15 protein-coding genes are annotated in these 18,923 nt (G+C 65.2%); 3 read left to right on the top strand and 12 right to left on the bottom strand.

All coding sequences use genetic code 11. The annotated features are described in order from the left end of the window. Positions 1–49: 49 nt before the first annotated feature. The gene (locus tag ACFWHB_RS09625; protein ID WP_234690918.1) at positions 50–985 is read right to left on the bottom strand and encodes a LysR substrate-binding domain-containing protein; all 936 of its coding nucleotides are present in this window, start codon (positions 983–985) and stop codon (positions 50–52) included. Between the two features lie 161 nt (positions 986–1,146). On the opposite strand from ACFWHB_RS09625, the gene metE reads away from it, so the two are divergent. Continuing rightward, positions 1,147–3,411, top strand: coding sequence for a 5-methyltetrahydropteroyltriglutamate--homocysteine S-methyltransferase (gene metE / locus ACFWHB_RS09630; protein WP_395950049.1), 2,265 nt, complete (start codon positions 1,147–1,149; stop codon positions 3,409–3,411). Positions 3,412–3,513: 102 nt separating this feature from the next. On the opposite strand, the gene ACFWHB_RS09635 is transcribed toward metE, so the two are convergent. Further along, positions 3,514–4,632: a glycosyltransferase family 9 protein gene (locus ACFWHB_RS09635; RefSeq protein ID WP_395950050.1), complete on the bottom strand. Its 1,119-nt coding sequence runs from the start codon at positions 4,630–4,632 to the stop codon at positions 3,514–3,516. A gap of 210 nt (positions 4,633–4,842) precedes the next feature. Here ACFWHB_RS09635 and ACFWHB_RS09640 point away from each other — a divergent pair, with 210 nt between their 5' ends. Continuing rightward, complete coding sequence (locus tag ACFWHB_RS09640) at positions 4,843–5,964, top strand: HPP family protein (RefSeq protein WP_395950051.1); 1,122 nt, start codon at positions 4,843–4,845, stop codon at positions 5,962–5,964. 30 nt (positions 5,965–5,994) lie between these two features. Here ACFWHB_RS09640 and ACFWHB_RS09645 read toward each other — a convergent pair whose 3' ends face one another. Then, entirely contained in the window at positions 5,995–7,926 is a 1,932-nt protein-coding gene (locus tag ACFWHB_RS09645) for an amidohydrolase (RefSeq protein WP_395950052.1), read from the bottom strand. Between the two features lie 183 nt (positions 7,927–8,109). Here ACFWHB_RS09645 and ACFWHB_RS09650 point away from each other — a divergent pair, with 183 nt between their 5' ends. Next, the gene (locus tag ACFWHB_RS09650; protein ID WP_395950053.1) at positions 8,110–8,808 is read left to right on the top strand and encodes a TetR/AcrR family transcriptional regulator; all 699 of its coding nucleotides are present in this window, start codon (positions 8,110–8,112) and stop codon (positions 8,806–8,808) included. Positions 8,809–8,877: 69 nt separating this feature from the next. Here ACFWHB_RS09650 and ACFWHB_RS09655 read toward each other — a convergent pair whose 3' ends face one another. The 9 genes from ACFWHB_RS09655 to nrfD form a co-directional block, all read right to left on the bottom strand. Next, on the bottom strand, positions 8,878–10,131 hold the full coding sequence (locus ACFWHB_RS09655; RefSeq protein ID WP_395950054.1) for a D-amino acid dehydrogenase: 1,254 nt from the start codon (positions 10,129–10,131) through the stop codon (positions 8,878–8,880). A 153-nt stretch (positions 10,132–10,284) separates the two neighbouring features. Beyond that, positions 10,285–11,805 (bottom strand): cryptochrome/photolyase family protein, encoded by a 1,521-nt coding sequence (locus ACFWHB_RS09660; protein ID WP_395950055.1) that lies wholly within the window; start codon positions 11,803–11,805, stop codon positions 10,285–10,287. After that, positions 11,805–11,945, bottom strand: a complete 141-nt coding sequence (locus ACFWHB_RS09665) for a DUF2256 domain-containing protein (RefSeq protein WP_163137860.1) — start codon at positions 11,943–11,945, stop codon at positions 11,805–11,807. Before ACFWHB_RS09665 ends, ACFWHB_RS09660 begins: the two co-directional genes overlap by 1 nt. Before the next feature lie 159 nt (positions 11,946–12,104). Continuing rightward, entirely contained in the window at positions 12,105–13,025 is a 921-nt protein-coding gene (gene pbpG, locus ACFWHB_RS09670) for a D-alanyl-D-alanine endopeptidase (protein ID WP_139744283.1), read from the bottom strand. A gap of 352 nt (positions 13,026–13,377) precedes the next feature. Further along, positions 13,378–13,830, bottom strand: coding sequence for an NUDIX hydrolase (locus tag ACFWHB_RS09675; RefSeq protein WP_395950056.1), 453 nt, complete (start codon positions 13,828–13,830; stop codon positions 13,378–13,380). A 159-nt stretch (positions 13,831–13,989) separates the two neighbouring features. Next, on the bottom strand, positions 13,990–15,189 hold the full coding sequence (nrfF, locus tag ACFWHB_RS09680; RefSeq protein WP_395950057.1) for a heme lyase NrfEFG subunit NrfF: 1,200 nt from the start codon (positions 15,187–15,189) through the stop codon (positions 13,990–13,992). Continuing rightward, positions 15,186–15,740 carry a DsbE family thiol:disulfide interchange protein gene (locus tag ACFWHB_RS09685; RefSeq protein WP_395950058.1) on the bottom strand — a complete coding sequence of 185 codons (555 nt, stop codon included), beginning with the start codon at positions 15,738–15,740 and terminating at the stop codon, positions 15,186–15,188. The genes nrfF and ACFWHB_RS09685 overlap by 4 nt, the downstream gene beginning before the upstream one ends. After that, positions 15,737–17,695: a heme lyase NrfEFG subunit NrfE gene (nrfE, locus tag ACFWHB_RS09690; protein ID WP_395950060.1), complete on the bottom strand. Its 1,959-nt coding sequence runs from the start codon at positions 17,693–17,695 to the stop codon at positions 15,737–15,739. The genes ACFWHB_RS09685 and nrfE overlap by 4 nt, the downstream gene beginning before the upstream one ends. Positions 17,696–17,953: 258 nt before the next feature. Next, positions 17,954–18,907: a cytochrome c nitrite reductase subunit NrfD gene (gene nrfD, locus ACFWHB_RS09695; protein WP_234689858.1), complete on the bottom strand. Its 954-nt coding sequence runs from the start codon at positions 18,905–18,907 to the stop codon at positions 17,954–17,956. Between the last annotated feature and the right edge of the window lie 16 nt (positions 18,908–18,923).

Here is an 18,923-nt window from a genome sequence, read left to right on the forward strand (position 1 = left end):
GTATCGAGCAGCGTGAGCGCCGCCCCCTAGGGCGGCTTTTTCATGTCCTTTACTGCTCGGCCATCTGGGTGCGAATACGCTCGAACAGGCTCTGCAGGCAGGGCTGATCCCGATCGGCGGCCCGCACGGCCCCATACATATGGCGGCGGATCCCGCTGCCCAGGGGGCGCGCCTCGAGCAGTCCCTGACGCACAAATTCCTCGCTGGCCCAGCGCGGCAGGGCGGCGACACCGAGCCCGGCGGCGGCCATCTGCAACATGACGGAGGTGTTGTCCACCGGCTTGCAGCGGGCGGGCTCCACCCCGGCGGGTTGCAGGAAGCGGCTGAACACGTCCATGCGGGCCCGTTCCACCGGGTAGACCAGCAGCACCTCCTGCTTGAGATCCTCCGGAACTATCCGGGCCTGGTGACAGAGGGGGTGATCGGGCGCCATCACCAGGGTGAGATCGAAGGCGAACAGCGGCTCGAAGTGGAGATCCCCGCGGGCCTGCACGTCCGAGGTGAGCAGCAAGTCCAGTTGGCCGCCGAGCAGGGCGCTGATGGCATCGAAGCCGGGTACCGACTCCACCTCGAGCGCCACCCCGGGCCACTGGCGGCGAAAGCCCGGCAACAGCGGCAGCAGCCACTGGATGCAGCTGTGGCAATCCAGCGCCAGGTGCAGCCTGCCCGCGTCGCCGCTGTGCAGGGCCAGCAGCTGGCGCTCGGTCTGGGCCAGGGCGGGCAGCACCTGACGGGCCAGGGCCAGCAGATGCTGGCCGGCCGCCGTCAATACGAGGGGGCGGCTCTTGCGCAGATAAAGCTCCAGGTTGAGGCGGGTCTCCAGCTCTTTCAACTGGTGGGAGAGGGCGGACTGGGTGAGGTTGAGGCAGAGGGCAGCCCCCGCCAGGGAGCCCTGCTCGGCCAGGGCGCTGATGGTCTTCAGGTGCTTGAGATCTATGCCCGCGTTGGTGTTCTGATGGCTGGTCGACTGGTTGGGCACACCCATGGCACTGCTCCTTTGTGCGTCAGTTGAGGATTTCTTGAGAGCCAGTTGAAGAGGATTCAATAGCCAAGGCCACCTTATCTCGTCACTCTAGATGTGTAAACATCTGGATGGCTAAATCATCCAGTTTCCCATCAGATGAATGAGCATAAGGAATTGGACCTATGACACGAGCACACACTCTGGGCTTCCCCCGTATCGGCGCCAAGCGCGAGTTGAAATTTGCCCTGGAATCCTACTGGCGCGGCGAGACCACCCAGGCCGAGCTGGTCGCCGTGGGCAAGAGCCTGCGGGAACGCCACTGGCAGGCCCAGCGCACCGCCGGGGTCAACCTGCTGCCAGTGGGCGACTTCGCCTGGTACGACCAAGTGCTCGGCACCAGCCTGCTGGTGGACGCCGTGCCTGCCCGTCACCGCCATGGGGACACCGATCTCGACACCCTGTTCCGGGTAGCCCGTGGCCGTGCGCCGACCGGCCCCGCAACTGCCGCCGCCGAGATGACCAAGTGGTTCAACACCAACTATCACTACCTGGTGCCCGAGTTCAGCCGCGACCAGCGCTTCAAGCTGGGCTGGAGCCAACTCTTTGAAGAGGTCGAAGAGGCCAAGGCGCTGGGGCTGCCGGTCAAGGCGGTGCTGCTGGGCCCGGTCTCCTACCTCTGGCTCGGCAAGGAGAAAGAGAGCGGCTTCTCTCGTCTGGAATTGCTCGACCGCCTGCTGATCGTCTATCAGGAGATCCTGGCGAAACTGGCATCCCAGGGAGTGGAATGGGTACAGATCGACGAGCCGGCCCTGGCGCTGGACCTGCCGGACGAGTGGCGTCTGGCTTACCTCAACGCTTACGAGCGCCTGAGCGGTCCCTGCAAGCTGCTGCTCACCACCTATTTCGGCTCGGTTGCCCATCAGCGCGACATCATCACCAGCCTGAAGGTGGATGGCCTGCACCTGGATCTGGTGGCCGCCCCCGAGCAGCTCGAGACCCTGGTCCCGCACCTGCCGGCCCAGTGGGTGCTTTCCGCTGGCGTCATCAACGGCCGCAACGTCTGGCGTGCCAACCTGGGCAAGCTGGCGCCGACGCTAAAAGCGCTGAAGGATAAGCTCGGCGAGCAGCTCTGGGTTGCCTCTTCCTGCTCCCTGCTGCACAGCCCGGTGGACTTGACCCTGGAGCATGAACTGGATCCCCAGACCCGCAGCTGGTTCGCCTTCGCCCTGCAAAAGTGCTACGAGCTGGGGCTGCTCTCCGACTACCTGGACGGAGGGGATCTGGACAAGATCACCGCCTACAGCCAGCCCATCGTGGATCGGGAGTCCGACAGCCGGGTCCACAAGCGTGCGGTGCAGTCGCGGCTCGCCAGCCTCACCAACAGCGACTTCGATCGCTTGAGCACCTATCCGGTGCGCGCCGAGGCCCAGCGCATTGATCTCAAGCTGCCGCTCTTGCCCACCACCACTATCGGCTCCTTCCCGCAGACCTCCGACATCCGGTTGCTGCGCCAGGAGTGGCGGGCCGGTCGCATCGACGACGCTGCCTACGAGGCGGGCATTCAGGCCCAGATCAAGGATGCCATCGCGCGTCAGGAAGCAATCGGGCTGGACGTGCTGGTGCACGGCGAGGCCGAGCGCAACGACATGGTGGAGTATTTCGGCGAACTGCTGGACGGCTTTGCCATCACCCGCTTCGGCTGGGTGCAGAGCTATGGCTCCCGCTGCGTCAAGCCGCCGGTGATCACCCGGGATATTGACCGCCCGACCCCCATGACGCTGGCGTGGACCAAGTTCGCCCAGAGTCTGACCGACAAGCCGGTGAAGGGGATGCTGACCGGGCCCGTGACTATTCTCTGCTGGTCCTTCCCCCGGGAAGACGTGAGCCGCGAGCAGTCCGCCCTGCAAATTGGCCTGGCCATTCGCGACGAGGTGGCAGATCTAGAAGCCGCCGGCATCAAGATCATCCAGATCGACGAACCGGCCATCCGCGAAGGGCTGCCCCTGCGCAAGCAGGATCATCAGGCTTACCTGGATTGGGCGGTGCGCGCCTTCCGCCTGAGCGCCAGCCCAGTGGTGGACAGCACCCAGATCCACACCCACATGTGTTACAGCGACTTCAACCTCATCATAGAGGCGGTGGCGGCGCTGGACGCGGACGTCATCACCATAGAGACGAGCCGCAGCCAGATGCAGTTGCTCGAAGCGTTCGAGCGCTTCAACTACCCCAACGAGATCGGGCCGGGCGTCTACGACATCCACTCGCCGAACGTGCCGAGCCAGGGCTGGATTGAAGACCTTATCCGCAAGGCGGCCAGACAGATCCCGGCCGAGCGGCTCTGGGTCAACCCGGACTGCGGCCTCAAGACCCGCGGCTGGGAAGAGACCACGGCTGCCCTCAAGGTGATGGTCGATGCGACCCGGGCGCTGCGAGTCGAACTGGCCTGAGCAGGCTCTTACTGCTCGGCAGACAATGCAAGAGCACTGAGATAACGACAGAGGGAAGGCGCACGCCTTCCCTCTTTTTTGCATGAGGGCCTTGAGGCCCCCTCAGGGGGTAAGCAGCAGGGGGACACCGGTTTGCGGGTATGGTGCTGGGCTTTGCGGCCTGTGCCACCCCTGCGATGGCGCCTCCCGCGCCAGCGCCTCGGCCAGCCAGTACCCGTCGAGGGGGATGGCATTGCGATCCTCGATCACCAGATTGAGGTGCTGGGCGCCGAGGCAGCCGTAGCGCGCCGGGTCTGTCTGGGTGAAGAGGCCGAGGCAGGGCACGCCGCTCGCGGCAGCCAGATGCAGGGGACCTGTGTCGGCGCTGACGAAGAGGGCGAGGCCACGGGTGAAGCGGGCCAGCTCGCTCATGCTGGCCAGGGATAGGTGCAGATCCCCCAGCAGGGGTTGGGGGGAAGCCGGATCTTCGAGCTGGATCAGCAGAGCATCGGGACTGTGGCGGCGCAGATCCCCGAGCAGTCGCCGCCACTGGGTGGCGGAGAGCCCCTTGCCCTTGCGGGCGCCGGTGAAGAAGCCGATGAGGGGACGGCCCGGGTGGGCCCGCCGCAACGCGGCCAGCGGCGGGCAGGGGGCCAGGAGCACGCTGCCAAGCTCAATCTGCTCCGCCGGGTTGCCATGGCGACCGAGCAGTTGCAGGGGCTGGTGGGCGTAGTGGCAGCCACTGTCGGGGCGGAGGGGCTGATCGAACAGGGCATCCCCCCTGGCGTCGTCAAAGCCGAACTTCTCGCCGGCCCGCACCCAGGCGGCGATCAGGTGATCCGTGCTGGAGGCGAAGGGCACATAGACGCTGTCATAGTGCCGCTGGCGCAGGCGCCACAGCACCGCCAGGGCGCCGATCAGCTGCTTGCCCTGCAAGCGGACCCGATGGATGGCCCCCAGTTGCAGATCGGCGAGAAAGGGGAGCAAGGGGCCGCCGCTGCACACCAGCTCGATCTCGGCGTTGGGGTGATCCCGTCTCAGCCGCTGCAGGAAGGGCAGCAGGAAGAGGTTGTTGCCGATGCGGTTGGTGCTGCGAATGACCAGGATCCGCCGGGGCGCCTGAGGTGAGGGGGGCAGGCGGCCCCGTCTGGCCAGCCAGACGAGGGTGGCCCGCTCCAGCCCGGCGGTCCAGCTGCGGCGCTGGCCATCGAAGCGGCGCAGGGCATCTCTGAGAGTCTTCATAGCGTTTGGCTCCGTTCATGAGGATGGCAGCAAGGTGACAGCCGACCCTTAAGCCAGCGTTAAGAGGGAGGAAAAAGTGCCGTGGAGCCGGTGGCGGCAGGATCAGCGGGCGATAAGCCGGGGGGGCAACCCCTGGCGGGCTGGTATTGGACCGGGGTTACTGGCTAGAATTGCGCATTTGAAATAAATGTTATCGTCTTCGGGAGCAGGATGCAGTTCAGGGATTTTTTGCCGGTATCGACCAATACCAGCCTCAAAGAGAGTTGTTACGGTGCCCTCGGCGCCTTCGTCGGATTGCTGGGCACCGCCTGGCTCTGCCAGTGGGGGCTGGGGCTGGAGGTGCACTGGCTGATCGCCCCCATGGGGGCCTCCGCCGTGCTGCTGTTTGCCGCCCCGGCGAGCCCCCTGGCCCAGCCCTGGTCCATCCTGGTGGGCAACGGGGTCTCGGCGCTGATGGGGGTACTGAGTGCCAGCCTGGTGCCGGACATGGCCCTCGCCTCGGCCCTGGCGGTGATGCTGGCCATCGCCGCCATGTTCCTCACCCGCAGCCTGCACCCCCCCGGCGGGGCCGTGGCCCTGACCGCCGTCATCGGCGGCGAGGGGATCCGGGCGCTGGGGGTGGGCTATGTGCTGCTGCCTGTGCTGCTCAACTCCCTGCTGCTGCTGAGCCTGGGGCTGCTCTACAACCGCGCCTTGGGGCGCCGTTATCCCAATGGCGGCAAGGTGGTGCCCAATCGTCACCAGACGGCGGATCCCCAGCCGAGCGCCCGGTTGGCCACCCAGGACATCGACTTTGCCCTGGACAAGCACGGGGAGCTGCTCGACATCAGCCGCCAGGATCTGCAGGAGCTGCTGCAGGAGGCCCAGCTGCACGCCCTGCGGGGGCGAGTGGGCACGGTGCGCTGTCAGGATGTGATGTCGCGGGATCTGGTGGTCAGCTCCCCAGAGGCGTCAGCCATGGCGGCCTGGGATCTGCTCTCTCACCATCAGATCAAGGCGTTGCCGGTGGCGGACGAAGAGGGCCGATTGGCGGGCATCATCACCCTGCATGATCTGATGATCGACAGGGAGAGCCGCCAGCCCAGGGGGCGGGAGGCGCTCGAGCAATTGCGGGTGGCGGATCTGATGACCCGGGAGGTACAGACGGCGCGGCGCTACCAACCCCTCTACGATCTGGTGGAAACCTTCTCCGACGGGGGCTTGCACCATATGCCTGTGGTGGAAGGGGAGCGGCTGGTGGGCATCATCACCCAGTCCGACATGGTGGCGGCCCTCTTCACCCTGGCCCTGCAACCCGGGCAGGCGGAGGAAGCGCCCGCCTGCGAGCCATAAGAAGCGGGCCCCTTGCGGGGCCCGTTTTGTTCAGGGTTTGGGGTAGACGGTCTCCCCCATGAAGACCGTCTGCTCGACCCGAGTCTGTGCAATCTGCTCCGGCGTGCCGGCCTTGACCAGGGCGAACAAGTCCCGGTCCAGCACGATGAAGTCCGCCGACTTGCCTGCCTCGATGGAGCCGGTGATCGCCTCCTGACGTACCGCCCTGGCGCCGTTGATGGTGTAGGCGGCCAGCATCTCGGCAAGGGAGGTGCGCTGACTGGCCCTGAAGTCGTCGCCGCTGCCGGCCGCCTTCACTATGCCGGCGGCCATGTTCTCGAACGGGCGCGGGTCCCGGCTGTCCACCGGGGCGTCGCTGCCCGCCACCAGCACGGCGCCAGCCTGGCGCGAACTCTCGACCGGGTAGAGGGCGTCATGGAGATAGCCCATGGGGTCGTAGATGGCCTCGCTCAGGGACTGTCCCACCCTGGTTGGCTGGATGAAGGGGCTGACCAGCATGTCGTAGGCAAGCTGGGGCGTGGTCCAGGCATAGGTGAAGGTGAGGTAGAGGCCAAGCTCGCCGAGGCGTTTCTGATCGTCCGGGTGCACCACCTGCAGGTGGGCCAGGGTGTGGGGGATGCCGCTCTCCCCGTTGCTGGCGCGGGCCGCCTCCAGGGCATCGAGGGCTACCCGGGTGCTGCGATCGCCGATGCTGTGCATGTGGATGCCAAATCCGGCCCCATCCAGCGCAGTGACGTAGCGCGTCAGATCCGCCTCCTTGTAGTTGACGATGCCGTTGCTGCCCGCATCCTCGCTGTCCGCTGTGATGCTCACCTCGCCGCTGTCGGGATCCAGGGCCAGATGGGGACTGTGGTAGTTCTCCAGCATGCCGGCATTGGGCAGGAAGGGGGGGCTGGTGAAGGGATCCCCCTCCAGCACGCCGTCGAGGAAGATCTTGACTGCATCGGCCTTGATCAGGGGGTTGCCTTTGAAGGCGTCACGCACCTGGTTCGCCTTGGCCAGGTGCCCGTCGATGTCCAGCTTGCCGCTGTAGTCATCCTGGTTGAAGCAGGTGGCAGCGGTGACGCGCATGTGCAGCAGATCCTGGTCCTGCATCTTGAGCATCCGCTCCCGGATGAAGTCGTTGGCGCAGGCATCCTGCACCCCTGTGATGCCGCGGGACGCCATCAGCTCGGAGATGGCGGGGAGTATCTTGTCATACTGGGCCTCCGCCTGTTCCCCCTCCGCGCTCAGCACCCCGGTGTCGGGGACTGCAATGGCGCTGCGGGCCGCGTCCCGGATCACGCCGGTCGCCAGATCCACATAGGGGATGAAGGCCTCGAACACGCCGCCCGGGGCCAGGGTGGTGGCATTGAAGCCGACCACATTGCCGTCCTCGTCCTGTGCCAGCGCCAGCGCCTGGGAGTTGTAGCCGCCGGCATGGCCGTCGACCCCGGCCAGCATCACGGGGTTGTTCGGCGCCGCCGCATCCAGGGCCGCCAGCAGGGTGGCATGGGTGGCGGTGGGGGTGTTGCCGTCATAGGGCGACCACTGGTTGACCACCAGCCAGTCCCCGGGGGCCGGGGCGTAGCGGGGCAGGCACTCGCTGATCTTGGCCGCGAGCTGATCCAGGTTGACGCTCTGGCCGTCCAGATCGCACATGTCGAGCGCCACAGTGCCGAGCAGGTGGATGTGGTTGTCGTGCAGCCCTGGCAGCACCATCCTCCCTTGCAGATCCACCACCTGGGTCGCACTGTTCTTCAGGGCCTCGGCCCCCTCGCGTGAGCCCACGTAAGTGAATTTGCCCCCTTGCACCACCATGGCCTCGGCCTGGCTGCGTTGCCCATCCTGGGTGTGGATCTTGCCGTTGAGATAGAGGGTGTTGCCGGGCGGCGGCTCACTGCTGTCTTGCTGGCAGCCGAACAGGCCACTCACCAGCAGGGCGATGGCGCCCAGCCTGAGACGGGGGTGTTTGCTATCCATAGCGCGCTCTCCTTGGGTTAATTGCAGTTTTTACTGCAGATATGAGCACTTATGGTTATTGCAGCTATTCTGAAAAATGCCAGTGATTGCTGCACTTTTTTTGACTTGTGTTTACCTTGTCTCATCATGTAGTTATGACAACCAGTCGCCCCTTGGGGGCGGAGACCGCATCGGGGGAAGAGAATGTCACAACACGTGCTGCCGGCCGAACTGTGCATGCGGCGCCAACCCAGGCAACTGCGCAGCCAGGAGGTGGCGAGCCGCATCGAGCAGGCCACCCTGGCCCTGTTGCAGGAGCAGGGGTTTGCGGCCCTCAACACCAACGCCATCGCCGCCCGCGCCGGGGTGGGCATCAAGTCGCTCTACCATCTGTTCCCCAACAAGGAGGCCATCATCTGCCGGCTGGCCCTGGACTGGCTGGCGGCGGTGTGCGAGGCGCAGGAGAGCATCCGCGAGCAGGCCAACAGCTGGCCGCAGACCCTGCTGATGCTGGACGAGGCGCTGGAGGCGCTGGATGAGCGCTTCGTCGGGTACGGGGCGCTGTGGCAGGCGATGGATCTCATTCCCGCCCTGCACGGGGTCGAGCAGGAGCACGAGGGGCGACAGGTAGCCTTCTGGTCCGAGCGGCTGCGCCACTTTGGCTGCCGCTGGCCCGAGCACGAGCTCATCACCCTGGTGCGCTATTTCTACCGCACCGCGGACGTGGCCAAGCAGTGCACCAAGGGGCAGGGGGAGGCGGGGGCGCAGCTGTGGCAACTGCATAGACGCTGGAGCGAGCAGCTGATGATGGCGGCCATCGAGGAGCCGGATCCGGCCCGGGTCTGGCTGTCGATGCCGGGGCTGGCGCCGGGTTGCCAAGCCGCCGCGAAGGGGGGCGAATAGAAGAGAGGCGAATAAAGAGAGGGAGTGCCAGGCACTCCCTCTCTTGCATCTGGCATTGCGCCCTGCGGGCTAGCCGTAGCGGGCCAGGGTCAGCCCCTCGTCGCTGATGGCCGGAGCGCTGCCCGAGATGAGGTCGCTGAGTAGTTGGCCCGAGCCTGCCGCCATGGTCCAGCCCAGGGTGCCGTGACCTGTGTTGAGCCAGAGCCCCGGGATGGGGCTGGGGCCCACCAGGGGGGTGCCGTCCGGGGTCATGGGGCGCAGCCCGGTCCAGAAGCTGGCCTGCTCCAGATCCCCCCCCTCGGGGAAGAGATCTCTCACCACCATGGCCAGGGTGTCGTGGCGTCTGGGGTTGAGCGCCAGATTGAAGCCGCTGAGTTCGGCCATGCCGCCCACCCGGATCCGCTCATCGAAGCGGGTGATGGCGACCTTGTAGGTTTCATCCAGCACAGTGCTGCGCGGCGCCCCAGAGGCGTCCGTCATCGGCAGGGTGAGGGAGTAACCCTTGACCGGGTAGACGGGGAGCTCTATCCCGAGGGGGCGCAAGAAGCCGGTGCCATAGCTGCCCAGAGCGCAGACGATGGCGTCGGCCTTGAAGCGCCGCTCGCCGGCACGCACCGCCACGGCGCGCCCCTGGGCGAGTTCAACCTCGTCGATGGCGCAGTTGAAGACGAACTCCACCCCGAGCCGCCGTGCCTCGTCAGCCAGGGCCTGGGTGAAGCGGAAGCAGTCCCCCGTCTCGTCCCCCGGCAGGCGCAGGCCGCCCACTATCTTGCCGCGCACCCGCGCCAGGGCGGGCTCCACCTCTTCACAGCCGTCGGCATTCAGGGACTGGTAGGGGACGCCGTACTCTTCCAGCACTTCGATGTCGCGCTGGCTGGCATCGCACTGGGCCTGGCTTCGGAACAGTTGCAGGGTGCCAAGCTGGCGCCCTTCGTAGTCCAGCGCCAGCTCGTCGCGCAAAAGCTTCATGCAGTCGCGGCTGTATTCGGCCAGGCGCACCATGCGCCCCTTGTTGACCGCATAGGCTGCCGGGGTGCAGTTGGCGAACATCTTCAGCATCCAGCGCAGCTGGAAGGGATCCGAGGTGGGGCGCACAGTGAAGGGGGCGTGTTTTTGCAGCAGCCATTTGGCCGCCTTGAGGGGAATGCCGGGGGCCGCCCAGGGAGAGGCATAACCCGGGGAGATCTGACCCGCATTGGCATGGCTGGTTTCAAGGGCCACCCCGTCGCGCCGCTCCAGCAGGGTCACCTTGTGACCGGCTTTGGCCAGATACCAGGCGCTGGTCACACCGACCACGCCACCACCGAGTACCACTATGTCCATCTTGTCTCTCCTTGACTGGGGCCTCCACCTTAATCAGCCGCCACAGGATATTCAACTGGTGTCGTTATCATTGGTGATTATCACCATTCACATTTTGTTAACTGGCTCTCAATGTTGTCATCTGCTCACTTTCTGGCATGAAATCTGGTCGATTCAGAGTCGTTCCAGGTGGAGCAGATGGTGCTCCGCCGTCGCCAGGATTGCCTGTTGCCGGGAGGTTGGCTGACCATCCCAGTTGGCATAGGGCAGGGCGAGGCGAGGGTGGCTGCCGAGCCTCTCCCGATAGCGCCATAGAAAGTGCCAGTAGAGGCTGTTGAACGGGCAACTGTCCGGCCCGCTGCGCTCCTTCACCTCGTAGTGGCACCCCTTGCAGTAGTGGCCCATCCGCTCCAGGTAGGCGCCGCTGCTGGCGTAGGGCTTGCTGCCCATCAGGCCGCCATCGGCAAACTGGCTCATGCCGCGGGTATTGGGCAGCTCCACCCACTCGATGGCATCCACATAGATGCCGAGATACCAGGCATCCACCTCATCCGGATGGATCCCCGCCAGCAGGGCAAAGTTGCCGGTCACCATCAGCCGCTGGATATGGTGGGCATAGGCGTGATCAAGGGACTGCTGGATCGCGTGGCGCACGCAGGCCATCCGGGTCTGCCCGCTCCAGAAGAAACCGGGCAGGGGGCGCTCGGCCCCCAGGGCATTGACGCGACCATAGTCCGGCATCTTTTCCCAGTAGAGGGCGCGGACAAACTCGCGCCAGCCGAGGATCTGGCGAATGAAGCCCTCCACCTGTGCCAGGGTGATGGTGGCCTGATTGGCCTGCCAGTGGGATTGCGCGGCACGGATCACCTCGAGGGGATGGAGCATCTTGCTGTTCATCGAAAACGACAGGCGGCTGTGGAACAGGCTCAAGCCCCGCTCGCTCAGGGCGTCCTGATAGCGGCCGAAGTGGGGCAGGCAGTGCACCAGAAAGTGCTCAAGCAGCGCGCGACTCTGGCGCCGGGAGACGGGCCAGGGCAGGGCGCTGGCATCCGCAGTGCCAATGGTGGCAACGCCGTGGCGGGTCAGCATGGCATCGATGTCGCTCACCTCGTTGGCAAAGGTGAGGGTTGCCGGGATGGGCTGGCGCTCCGGCAGTCTGGCGCGGTTCTCGCTGTCAAAGTTCCAGCGCCCGCCAAGGGGCTGGCCATTTTCATCAAGCAGCACCTTGTACTGCTTTCGCAGGGCGCGGTAGAAGAACTCCATCCGGCTGTGGGGGTAGTGCCGCCAGCCATCCCGGGGGGTGAGAAAATGTTCGCTGTCCACCTCGGCGGTCGGGATGGGCAGGCCCGCTGTCCAGGTTTTCAACTGGTTGGCAAGGCGCCACTCGTCCGGGCTCTGCCAGGCAAAGCGCTCGGCTTGATGGTGGGCGATCTGGGCCGCCAGCAAGCTGGGCAAATCGGGCCAGGAGGCGCTCTCGTCCAGGGTCAGGTAGCAGATCCGGTGGCCCGCCTTGGTGAGGGCGGCGGCGAAGGCGCGCATGGCGGCAAAGAAGGCCAGCACCTTCTGGCGATGGTGGCGGCAGTAGTCCGTCTCCTGGCGCAGCTCCGCCATCAGGTAGCAGACCGCGGGATCCGGCGTGCGAAACCAGCTGTGACCGGCGTTCAGTTGATCCCCGAGGATGAGGCGCAGCTCCATCAGGCGTGCTCCTTCTGACGGCGGCAGCGTTCGCTGCAGTAGCGCACCTCCTGCCAGCAGCGGGCCCACTTGCGCCGCCAGGTGAAGGGACGCTGGCAGACGGGGCAGACTTTCTCGGGTAGATGGGGTTTGAGGTGCATGTTCCGCCTCGTTCACTGGGTTGACCGATCTCTGCCTGCATAACGAAGCGCAACCAGGATGGGATCACAGTGGGACGGGAAAGAGGTCGTTCCGGCTTGCGAGGGGAGAGGTGCAATGAGAAGGCCCCGCACCTGTCGGTGCGGGGCCTTCTGTGACCGTTACTGGTTGCTGAACAGCTTGGTGCGGGGCGTGGACTGGGCGGTCAGGGTCATGCGGCCCGAAGTTTCCAGCCAGGTTCTGATCTTCTTGGCGTCGGCCACCCGCTCATCCGTGGTATTGGCGTGAAGCAGCACCATGACCACGGGTTCATTGTTGACCCTGGTGTCCATCACCAGGCAGCGACCCGCCTCGCGGATGTAGCCGGTCTTGGAGACCATGATGGGCCAGCTCCCTTCCCGCACCAGGCGGTTGGAGTTGTGGTACTGCATCTGGCGTTTGCCGTTGCGCACCAGTCTGTGCTCTGTGGTGGAGTACTGGCGGATCAGCGGGTAGCTGGAGGCGCTGGCCACCAGCTTGGCGAGATCGTGGGCGCTGGAGACGTTGCGCGGGTTGAGGCCTGTGCTGTCGGCGAAATGGGTGCTCCACATGCCGAGCATGCGGGCCTTGGCGTTCATCGCCTCGATAAAGGCGCGGCGACCGCCGGGGTAGTGTCGCGCCAGGGCCGAGGCGGCCCGGTTTTCCGACGACATCAGGGCGATGTGCAACATGTCGGCGCGGCTGAGACGGGAGCCTATGGCCAGGCGGGAGCCGGTGCCCTTGATCCTGTCCACATCGTCCATGGTGACGGTGAGCATCTCGTTGAGGCGCTGGTTGCCATCCAGCACCACCAGTGCCGTCATCAGCTTGGTGATGGAGGCGATTGCCATCACCCGATTGGCATTGCGTTCAGCCAGGATCTCCCCGGTTCTGGGGTTGGCGACCACGAAGGCATCGGATCCCAGGGCGAGATTGGTGCGTGGTGCTATCAGGCTGTTGGTGGAGGAGGAGGTCGCAGAAAACGGGTTGGCATGGGCGCTTTCCATGCTGGCGGGAAGGAGGAAGGCGCCGAGCAGCAGGGGAAGAAAAGGACGAAGGTTCATGGTTTGGCTCTACTACGACTGACAGGGACATTTGGCTAAGTTATATGACGGTAATTGACGCTTCACAACGTCTGACGGCCCGATATTTCCATTTTATGGGATGGCTCACCTTGAAATAACCGATTTCACGGCTATAGCGCCCTCTCACGGGATTCATAATGAGCCATGTATGGCACGCACATTGGCTTGGTTCAGCCCGTCATGGGGCGCACTATATGCCCTTTCTGACCAATCATTGCTACTCTTTTTGCGCCTTCCGGGGCGGCATTGGACCGAAGGCACCATTAATCCTCTTTGTGTCTGGAAGATAGGCGCCGGCAGGGGCTGCGAGGGGGATGCCAGCCGACTCGGATCAGCGCAGCGCCACCCTCATCAGCGGCGAGGGGCTGCGCGCCACAAAATGGTGCCAGACATGGTCATAGAGCGCCTGCTGTCCGGGAAAGCTGACCAGTGCCTTGGCCTCGGCGAGCGAACACCAGCGGTACTCGGTGTGCTCGTTGTTGAGAGTCACAGCCTGATGGGGCGGGCAATAGACCACGAACACAGGCACCACCATCACGGAATTGGTGGCAGCGTCGTAAAACTGCTCCAGATATTGGCCGTTATAGAGCTCGGTCACTTTGATGCCCGTCTCCTCGCCAAATTCGCGCACTATGGTCTGCCAGCCGGTTTCCCCCGCCTCGACCGTGCCCGCCACATGGCACCAGAAGCCGCCCTTTACGCGTTTCATCACCAGCAGCTTTGTTTCGCCATCAATCGTTGAGAGGGCGACACCGGAGACGGTTTTACAGCGAATGGGGATCATGGGAGAGGCTCCAAAAACAGGTTCAATGGACGCCTATTGTTCGGCCGCCGACGGGAGGTTGGCAAGTAATATCCTTGCCGGTACCACCGGTGCGGGCCAAACGTGACAGGGGGCGGTCAGCCCCCATCATGCGTGCGGCCAGCCCCATCATGAGAGCGGTCAGCCTCCCATCATCCGCGCGGTCTGGATGGCCTCGATCAGCGCGGCCCGGTTGATGCGGGGGCGCTCGCTGTCGAGCAGCTGCTGCCACAGGGTGATGGCCTGGCGGTAGCGACCGTGCAGGAAGTGATCGGAGGCGAGCAGCATCAGGGCGCTCACTTCCCCCTTGTCCTGAGTGAGGGCGTCATCGAGCAGGCGTTGCGACTGTGGGGTGAGTCGCTGGCCCGCCTGGTAGTAGAGCACTGTTGCCTGAGCGGCCTGGGTCGCGGCGCTGGCACCCCCCTCCAGCAGGGCGAGGCGCTGGTAGGCGAGCAGGGCGTTGTCGTACTCGTCCCGATACAGATACAACTGGCCGAGCTCGGCCCAGGCCTCGAGGTCGGCGGGGTTGCGCTGCAGCCGCTGGTGCAGGGCGCCGAGCGCCTTGTCCTGCAGATCCCGCGGGCTCAATCCCGCCAGGGGATCGGGGCGGGACTGATAGGCCTGCCAGGCCTGATAGCGGCCGCTGGCGGCATAACCGGCGGCAACGGCGCCTATCGCCACTATCCCGAGCAGCAGCAGGGGGCGCGCGTGCCGCCCGCTGCGGCCGGGGGCCTGGGTCAGTCGCTCGCGCAGGGCCAGCTCGGCGGCAGGCGTGGCACTGGCAAGGTGGGCGGCGGTCAGCTCCCGATAGAGGGGATCATGGGGGGAGAGGCCTGCCTGCTCCCTTGCCATGATGCGCCGGTTCAGCTCGGCCCTGGGATCCTGGGCCAGGTTCCCTTGCTCCTTATCGCCAATCAGCGGCATGCGAATCTGCTGTTTGCGCTGCAGGCTGGCGCGCAGGCGAGCAAGCGCCAGCCCCAGCAGCAGGATGGGCCCTCCCCACAGCAGCGCTGTGCTGCCCTTGAAGGGGGGATCGTAGCGCACGAAATCACCAAAGCGCTCCGTCATGCGGGCGATCACCTGTTCATCGCTCTGCCCCTCGTCTACCCAGCGGTAGACCTCGAGGCGCAGATCCCGGGCTATGGTGGAGTTGGACTCCACCAGGTTCTGGTTCTGGCACTGGGGGCAACGCAGGGCACGGGCCAGATCCTGGGCCCGGGCTTGCAACTCGGGGTGCTGGAACTGATAGGTATCGACCCCGCTTGCCGTGGCCGCCGGGCTCAGTGCGATGATCAGCGTGATGGCCATCAGCAACGGGTTGATGAGGGGGCGGATCTTCATGGCTGCCCCTCCGCCTGTGGGGTGGGCAGGGCACGGGCCCTGGCAAGCAGGGGCACAAACTGGCGCTGCCAGACCTCCTTGGTGAGCTCCCCCGTGTGGCGGCTGAGCAGGGTGCCATCGGCGGCAAAGAGATAGGTCTCCGGCGTACCGTAGACGCCGAGCTCCAGCGCCAGCTTGCCGTTCGGGTCTGCCAGCACGGCTTTATAGGGGTTGCCCGCCTGGATAAGCCAGGCGCGGGCCGCGTCCCCCTTGTCCCGATAGTTGAGACCGTAGAGGGGCACTGTGCCCGCCAGCTCGCTGAGCAGTTGATGCTCGGCGCGGCAGCTCGGGCACCAGCTGGCCCAGACGTTGAGCACGAAGGGCTCACCTTTTAGCGCAGCGGTATCAATAATCCCCCCATCCAGCAGGTTTTCGCTCTGCCAGGTCGGCAGGGTGCGCCCCAGGGTCGCCTCGTCCTGGCGGTAAGGGTCGTTGCCAAGGCCGAGCCAGAGCAGGGCGCCGAGCCCCAGGGTGAGCACGAGCGGCATGAAGAGGCGCAGGCGGGCTCTCATGGCGCCTCCTTGGGGAGCAAGCCCGCGACTTGATGTGCAGAGGTATGCGGTTGGGCTGCCAGCAACGGCTTGCGCCCCAGCAGACGCAGGGCGCCGCCCGTCATCATCAGCAGGCCACCCAGCCAGATCCAGCGCACCAGCGGCTTGTGGTGCAGGCGCATGGCGTACGCATCGGGCCCCATCTTCTCGCCGAGCACCACGTAGAGATCGCCAAACAGGCCCCCCTGGATGCCGGGTTCGTTCATGTTCATGGTGCGCACACTGTAGTGGCGCCGCTCCGGGGCCAGCCTAGTCACCTCCCGGCCATCCTTGTGCACGCTGACAGTGATGCGCTCGGCCGTGTAGTTGGGGCCGATCAGCGGCTCGCTCCCCTCGTAACGAAATTCATGGGCGCCGAGGCGATAGGGGCGCTCTGCAGAGAGCACTGTGCCCCCCTCCTGGCTGTGGTGGCTCACCTGAGCGATGCCGAGGGCGCACACCGCCACCCCGAGGTGGGCCAGCAGGCTGCCGAGCCGGTTGGCACTCAGGCCATGGGTCTTGAATGAGACATTGAGCAGCAGGCTCGCGATGAGCCAGAGGCTTATCATATTGGCGAGGATGCCGCTCCAGCCCAGGGTTCCCTGCTCGCGATAAGCGAGGCTGAGCAGGCCGCCCCCCAGCAGGCCTAGCAGGGGCGGCAGCAGCATCTTGAGGCGGGAGGATGCCATCAGCCCCTGCCAGCGCAGGCGCGGGATCTGGGTCATCAGTGCCATCAGCGCCAGCGCCAGCGGCACGAAAACAGCGTTGAAATAGGGGGCGCCCACCGAGAGCGACCCCAGATGCAGGGACTGGAACACCATGGGGTAGAAGGTGCCGAGCAGCACGCAGGCGCAGGCCACCGACAGCAGCAGTATGGCGGCGCCCAGCAGCCCCTCCTTTGACCAGAAGCCGAAGTGGGCGTAGGGGGCGCGGGTATCGGCCCGCAGGGCAAACAGGGTGAGTGCCGTGGTCAATAACAGGCCGAGCAGCAGCAAGAGGGTGAGGCCGCGATTGGGGTCCACCGCGAAGGCGTGCACCGAGGTGAGCACCCCGGAGCGCACCACGAAGGTGCCGAGCAGGCTCAGGGCGAAGGTGAAGATGGAGAGCAGCAGCACACCGTGGCCGTAAGCGCCGCGCTTCTCGCAGACAATGAGGGCATGCAAGAGGGCTGTGCCCAGCAGCCAGGGCAGCAGGGAGGCATTCTCCACCGGATCCCAGAACCACCAGCCGCCCCAGCCCAGTTCGTAATAGGCCCACCAGGAGCCGAGCAGGATACCGGCGGTGAGAAACACCCAGGAGCCGAGCGCCCAGGGGCGGCTCCAGTGAGCCAGGGCGCCGTCCAGTCGGCCCGAGTGCAGCGCCGCCATGGCGAAGGCGAAGTTGACCGCAAAGCCGACGTAGCCGAGATAGAGCAAGGGGGGGTGAATGATAAGGCCGATATCCTGCAGCATGGGGTTGAGATCGCGCCCCTCAAGCGGCCCGGGGAACTGGCGGTCAAAGGGGCTGGAGAAGATCAGGGTATAGAGGGCAAATAGCCCTACGATCAGCCCCATGATGGCCAGCACTCGAGTGGTGATCAATGGATCGACCCGTTTCGAGCAGAGTCCGACCAGCGCCCCCCAGAGCGCCAGCGCAAAGACGAAGAACAGCATGGAGCCCTCGTGGCCTCCCCACACGGCCGCCAGCTTGAAGCCCATGGGCAGGGCGCTGTTGGCGTGCTGGGCCACATAGCTGATGGTGAAGTCATCCCGGGCAAAGCAGCTGGCGAGCAGCCCCAGCGCCGCCCCGAGCAGGGCGGCATTGAGCAGCGCCAGCGGCTTGGCGCAGCGCAGCAGGGTCGGGGAGGCGAGGCGCAAGCCCAGCCAGGGCAGGGTGCCCTGCAGCAGGGAGAGTGCCGCCGCCAGCAGCAGTGAGAGATAGCCGAACTCCGCCAGCACACAACCTCCAGTTTCATTCGTTTATGTTATGCCGCAGCGTCTGCACAGCACCGGCGCTGGGGGATAACATCCACACTCTTGGAAACAAACCAGCGCCAGTCCCCCGAGGGTGGCTGGCGCTGGTGATCATACTTTTAAACAACCGTCATCTGGCCGGCATACGAGGATGACGCAGCATCAGACAGCAGCATGCCCATCAGGGTCATGCTGCAAGCCGACGTCGTATGGTCGCTTTTGCTACAAATCATGCATTTCCCCTTATACAACCGTCATCTGACCGGCATAGAGCACGAAGTAGCGCAGCAGCAGTATTCCCACCAGGGTCAGGCTGCAGACCAGCACCAGGTGGCCGTTTCGCTCCCGCAGCGCGGCCGGAGCCAGCAGGGAGAGCAGCTGGGGCAACAGCATGCCGATCCCCACCACCCCGACCCAGAACACCTGAGCCCAGAAGCCGCTGCCGATGGCGGCCCACATGGCCACCTCCTTCTGACCGCCACCGAAGTAGAGACCGGTAAAGAAGCAGACCAGCAGCAGCACCTCTACCGCCAACACGGGGCGCTCGAAGCTATGCACAAAGCTCACGCCCGGGCTGTGGTGGTGCTCCTTGAACAGGGTCACCGCCAGCAAGATGGTGGAGGCGATCCCTGAGCTGATGCCGGAGACCAGGAAGAGCACCGGCAGCACAGGGTTGTTCAAGAGCGGATAGGTCTTGAGCGCCGAGAGCAGAAAGCCGGTGTAGGCCCCCAGCAGCACCGCCAGCAGCAACAAGAGCGGCGCCAACAGCCGCTCGACGCGGGCCAACAGGGCGATCAGCCCATCCACAAAGGCGAACTTCTCTTTCAGCAGGTGACGGCGCAGGGTCTCAATTTCGGCCCGAAACACCACCGCCAGCCAGGCGAACAGCACCGCCATATAGAGCTGGAACAGCATGACCCCCATCGACATCACAGAATCGAACTGGTAGTGGAACATCAGCTTCCAGAAGGTCCAGGGGCGGGCCAGGTGGAAGATGAGGATCAAGAGCCCCAGGATCACCGAGAGTGGCGCCAGCAGGGCGGTCGCCTTGATGATGCCGCTCTCGCTGCCAGCACCCTTGCGGCGCAATAGCACCGAGAGGCTAGTAGCCCCGGCGGAGATGCCGAGCAGAAACAGATAGATAGCGATCGGCCAGTCCCAGACAAGGGAAGGGAAGTGAAATGCGTCATACCACATGGTCATTCCCTCCATG

The organism is Aeromonas mytilicola subsp. aquatica (genome assembly GCF_044336385.1).
In the GTDB taxonomy this organism is placed as follows: domain Bacteria; phylum Pseudomonadota; class Gammaproteobacteria; order Enterobacterales; family Aeromonadaceae; genus Aeromonas; species Aeromonas rivipollensis.

Coding starts and splice junctions, on each gene's coding strand:
- ACFWHB_RS09625 (WP_234690918.1), bottom strand. CDS start 985: ATGGGTGTGCCCAACCAGTCGACCAGCCATCAGAACACCAACGCGGGC.
- metE (WP_395950049.1), top strand. CDS start 1,147: ATGACACGAGCACACACTCTGGGCTTCCCCCGTATCGGCGCCAAGCGC.
- ACFWHB_RS09635 (WP_395950050.1), bottom strand. CDS start 4,632: ATGAAGACTCTCAGAGATGCCCTGCGCCGCTTCGATGGCCAGCGCCGC.
- ACFWHB_RS09640 (WP_395950051.1), top strand. CDS start 4,843: ATGCAGTTCAGGGATTTTTTGCCGGTATCGACCAATACCAGCCTCAAA.
- ACFWHB_RS09645 (WP_395950052.1), bottom strand. CDS start 7,926: ATGGATAGCAAACACCCCCGTCTCAGGCTGGGCGCCATCGCCCTGCTG.
- ACFWHB_RS09650 (WP_395950053.1), top strand. CDS start 8,110: ATGTCACAACACGTGCTGCCGGCCGAACTGTGCATGCGGCGCCAACCC.
- ACFWHB_RS09655 (WP_395950054.1), bottom strand. CDS start 10,131: ATGGACATAGTGGTACTCGGTGGTGGCGTGGTCGGTGTGACCAGCGCC.
- ACFWHB_RS09660 (WP_395950055.1), bottom strand. CDS start 11,805: ATGGAGCTGCGCCTCATCCTCGGGGATCAACTGAACGCCGGTCACAGC.
- ACFWHB_RS09665 (WP_163137860.1), bottom strand. CDS start 11,945: ATGCACCTCAAACCCCATCTACCCGAGAAAGTCTGCCCCGTCTGCCAG.
- pbpG (WP_139744283.1), bottom strand. CDS start 13,025: ATGAACCTTCGTCCTTTTCTTCCCCTGCTGCTCGGCGCCTTCCTCCTT.
- ACFWHB_RS09675 (WP_395950056.1), bottom strand. CDS start 13,830: ATGATCCCCATTCGCTGTAAAACCGTCTCCGGTGTCGCCCTCTCAACG.
- nrfF (WP_395950057.1), bottom strand. CDS start 15,189: ATGAAGATCCGCCCCCTCATCAACCCGTTGCTGATGGCCATCACGCTG.
- ACFWHB_RS09685 (WP_395950058.1), bottom strand. CDS start 15,740: ATGAGAGCCCGCCTGCGCCTCTTCATGCCGCTCGTGCTCACCCTGGGG.
- nrfD (WP_234689858.1), bottom strand. CDS start 18,907: ATGTGGTATGACGCATTTCACTTCCCTTCCCTTGTCTGGGACTGGCCG.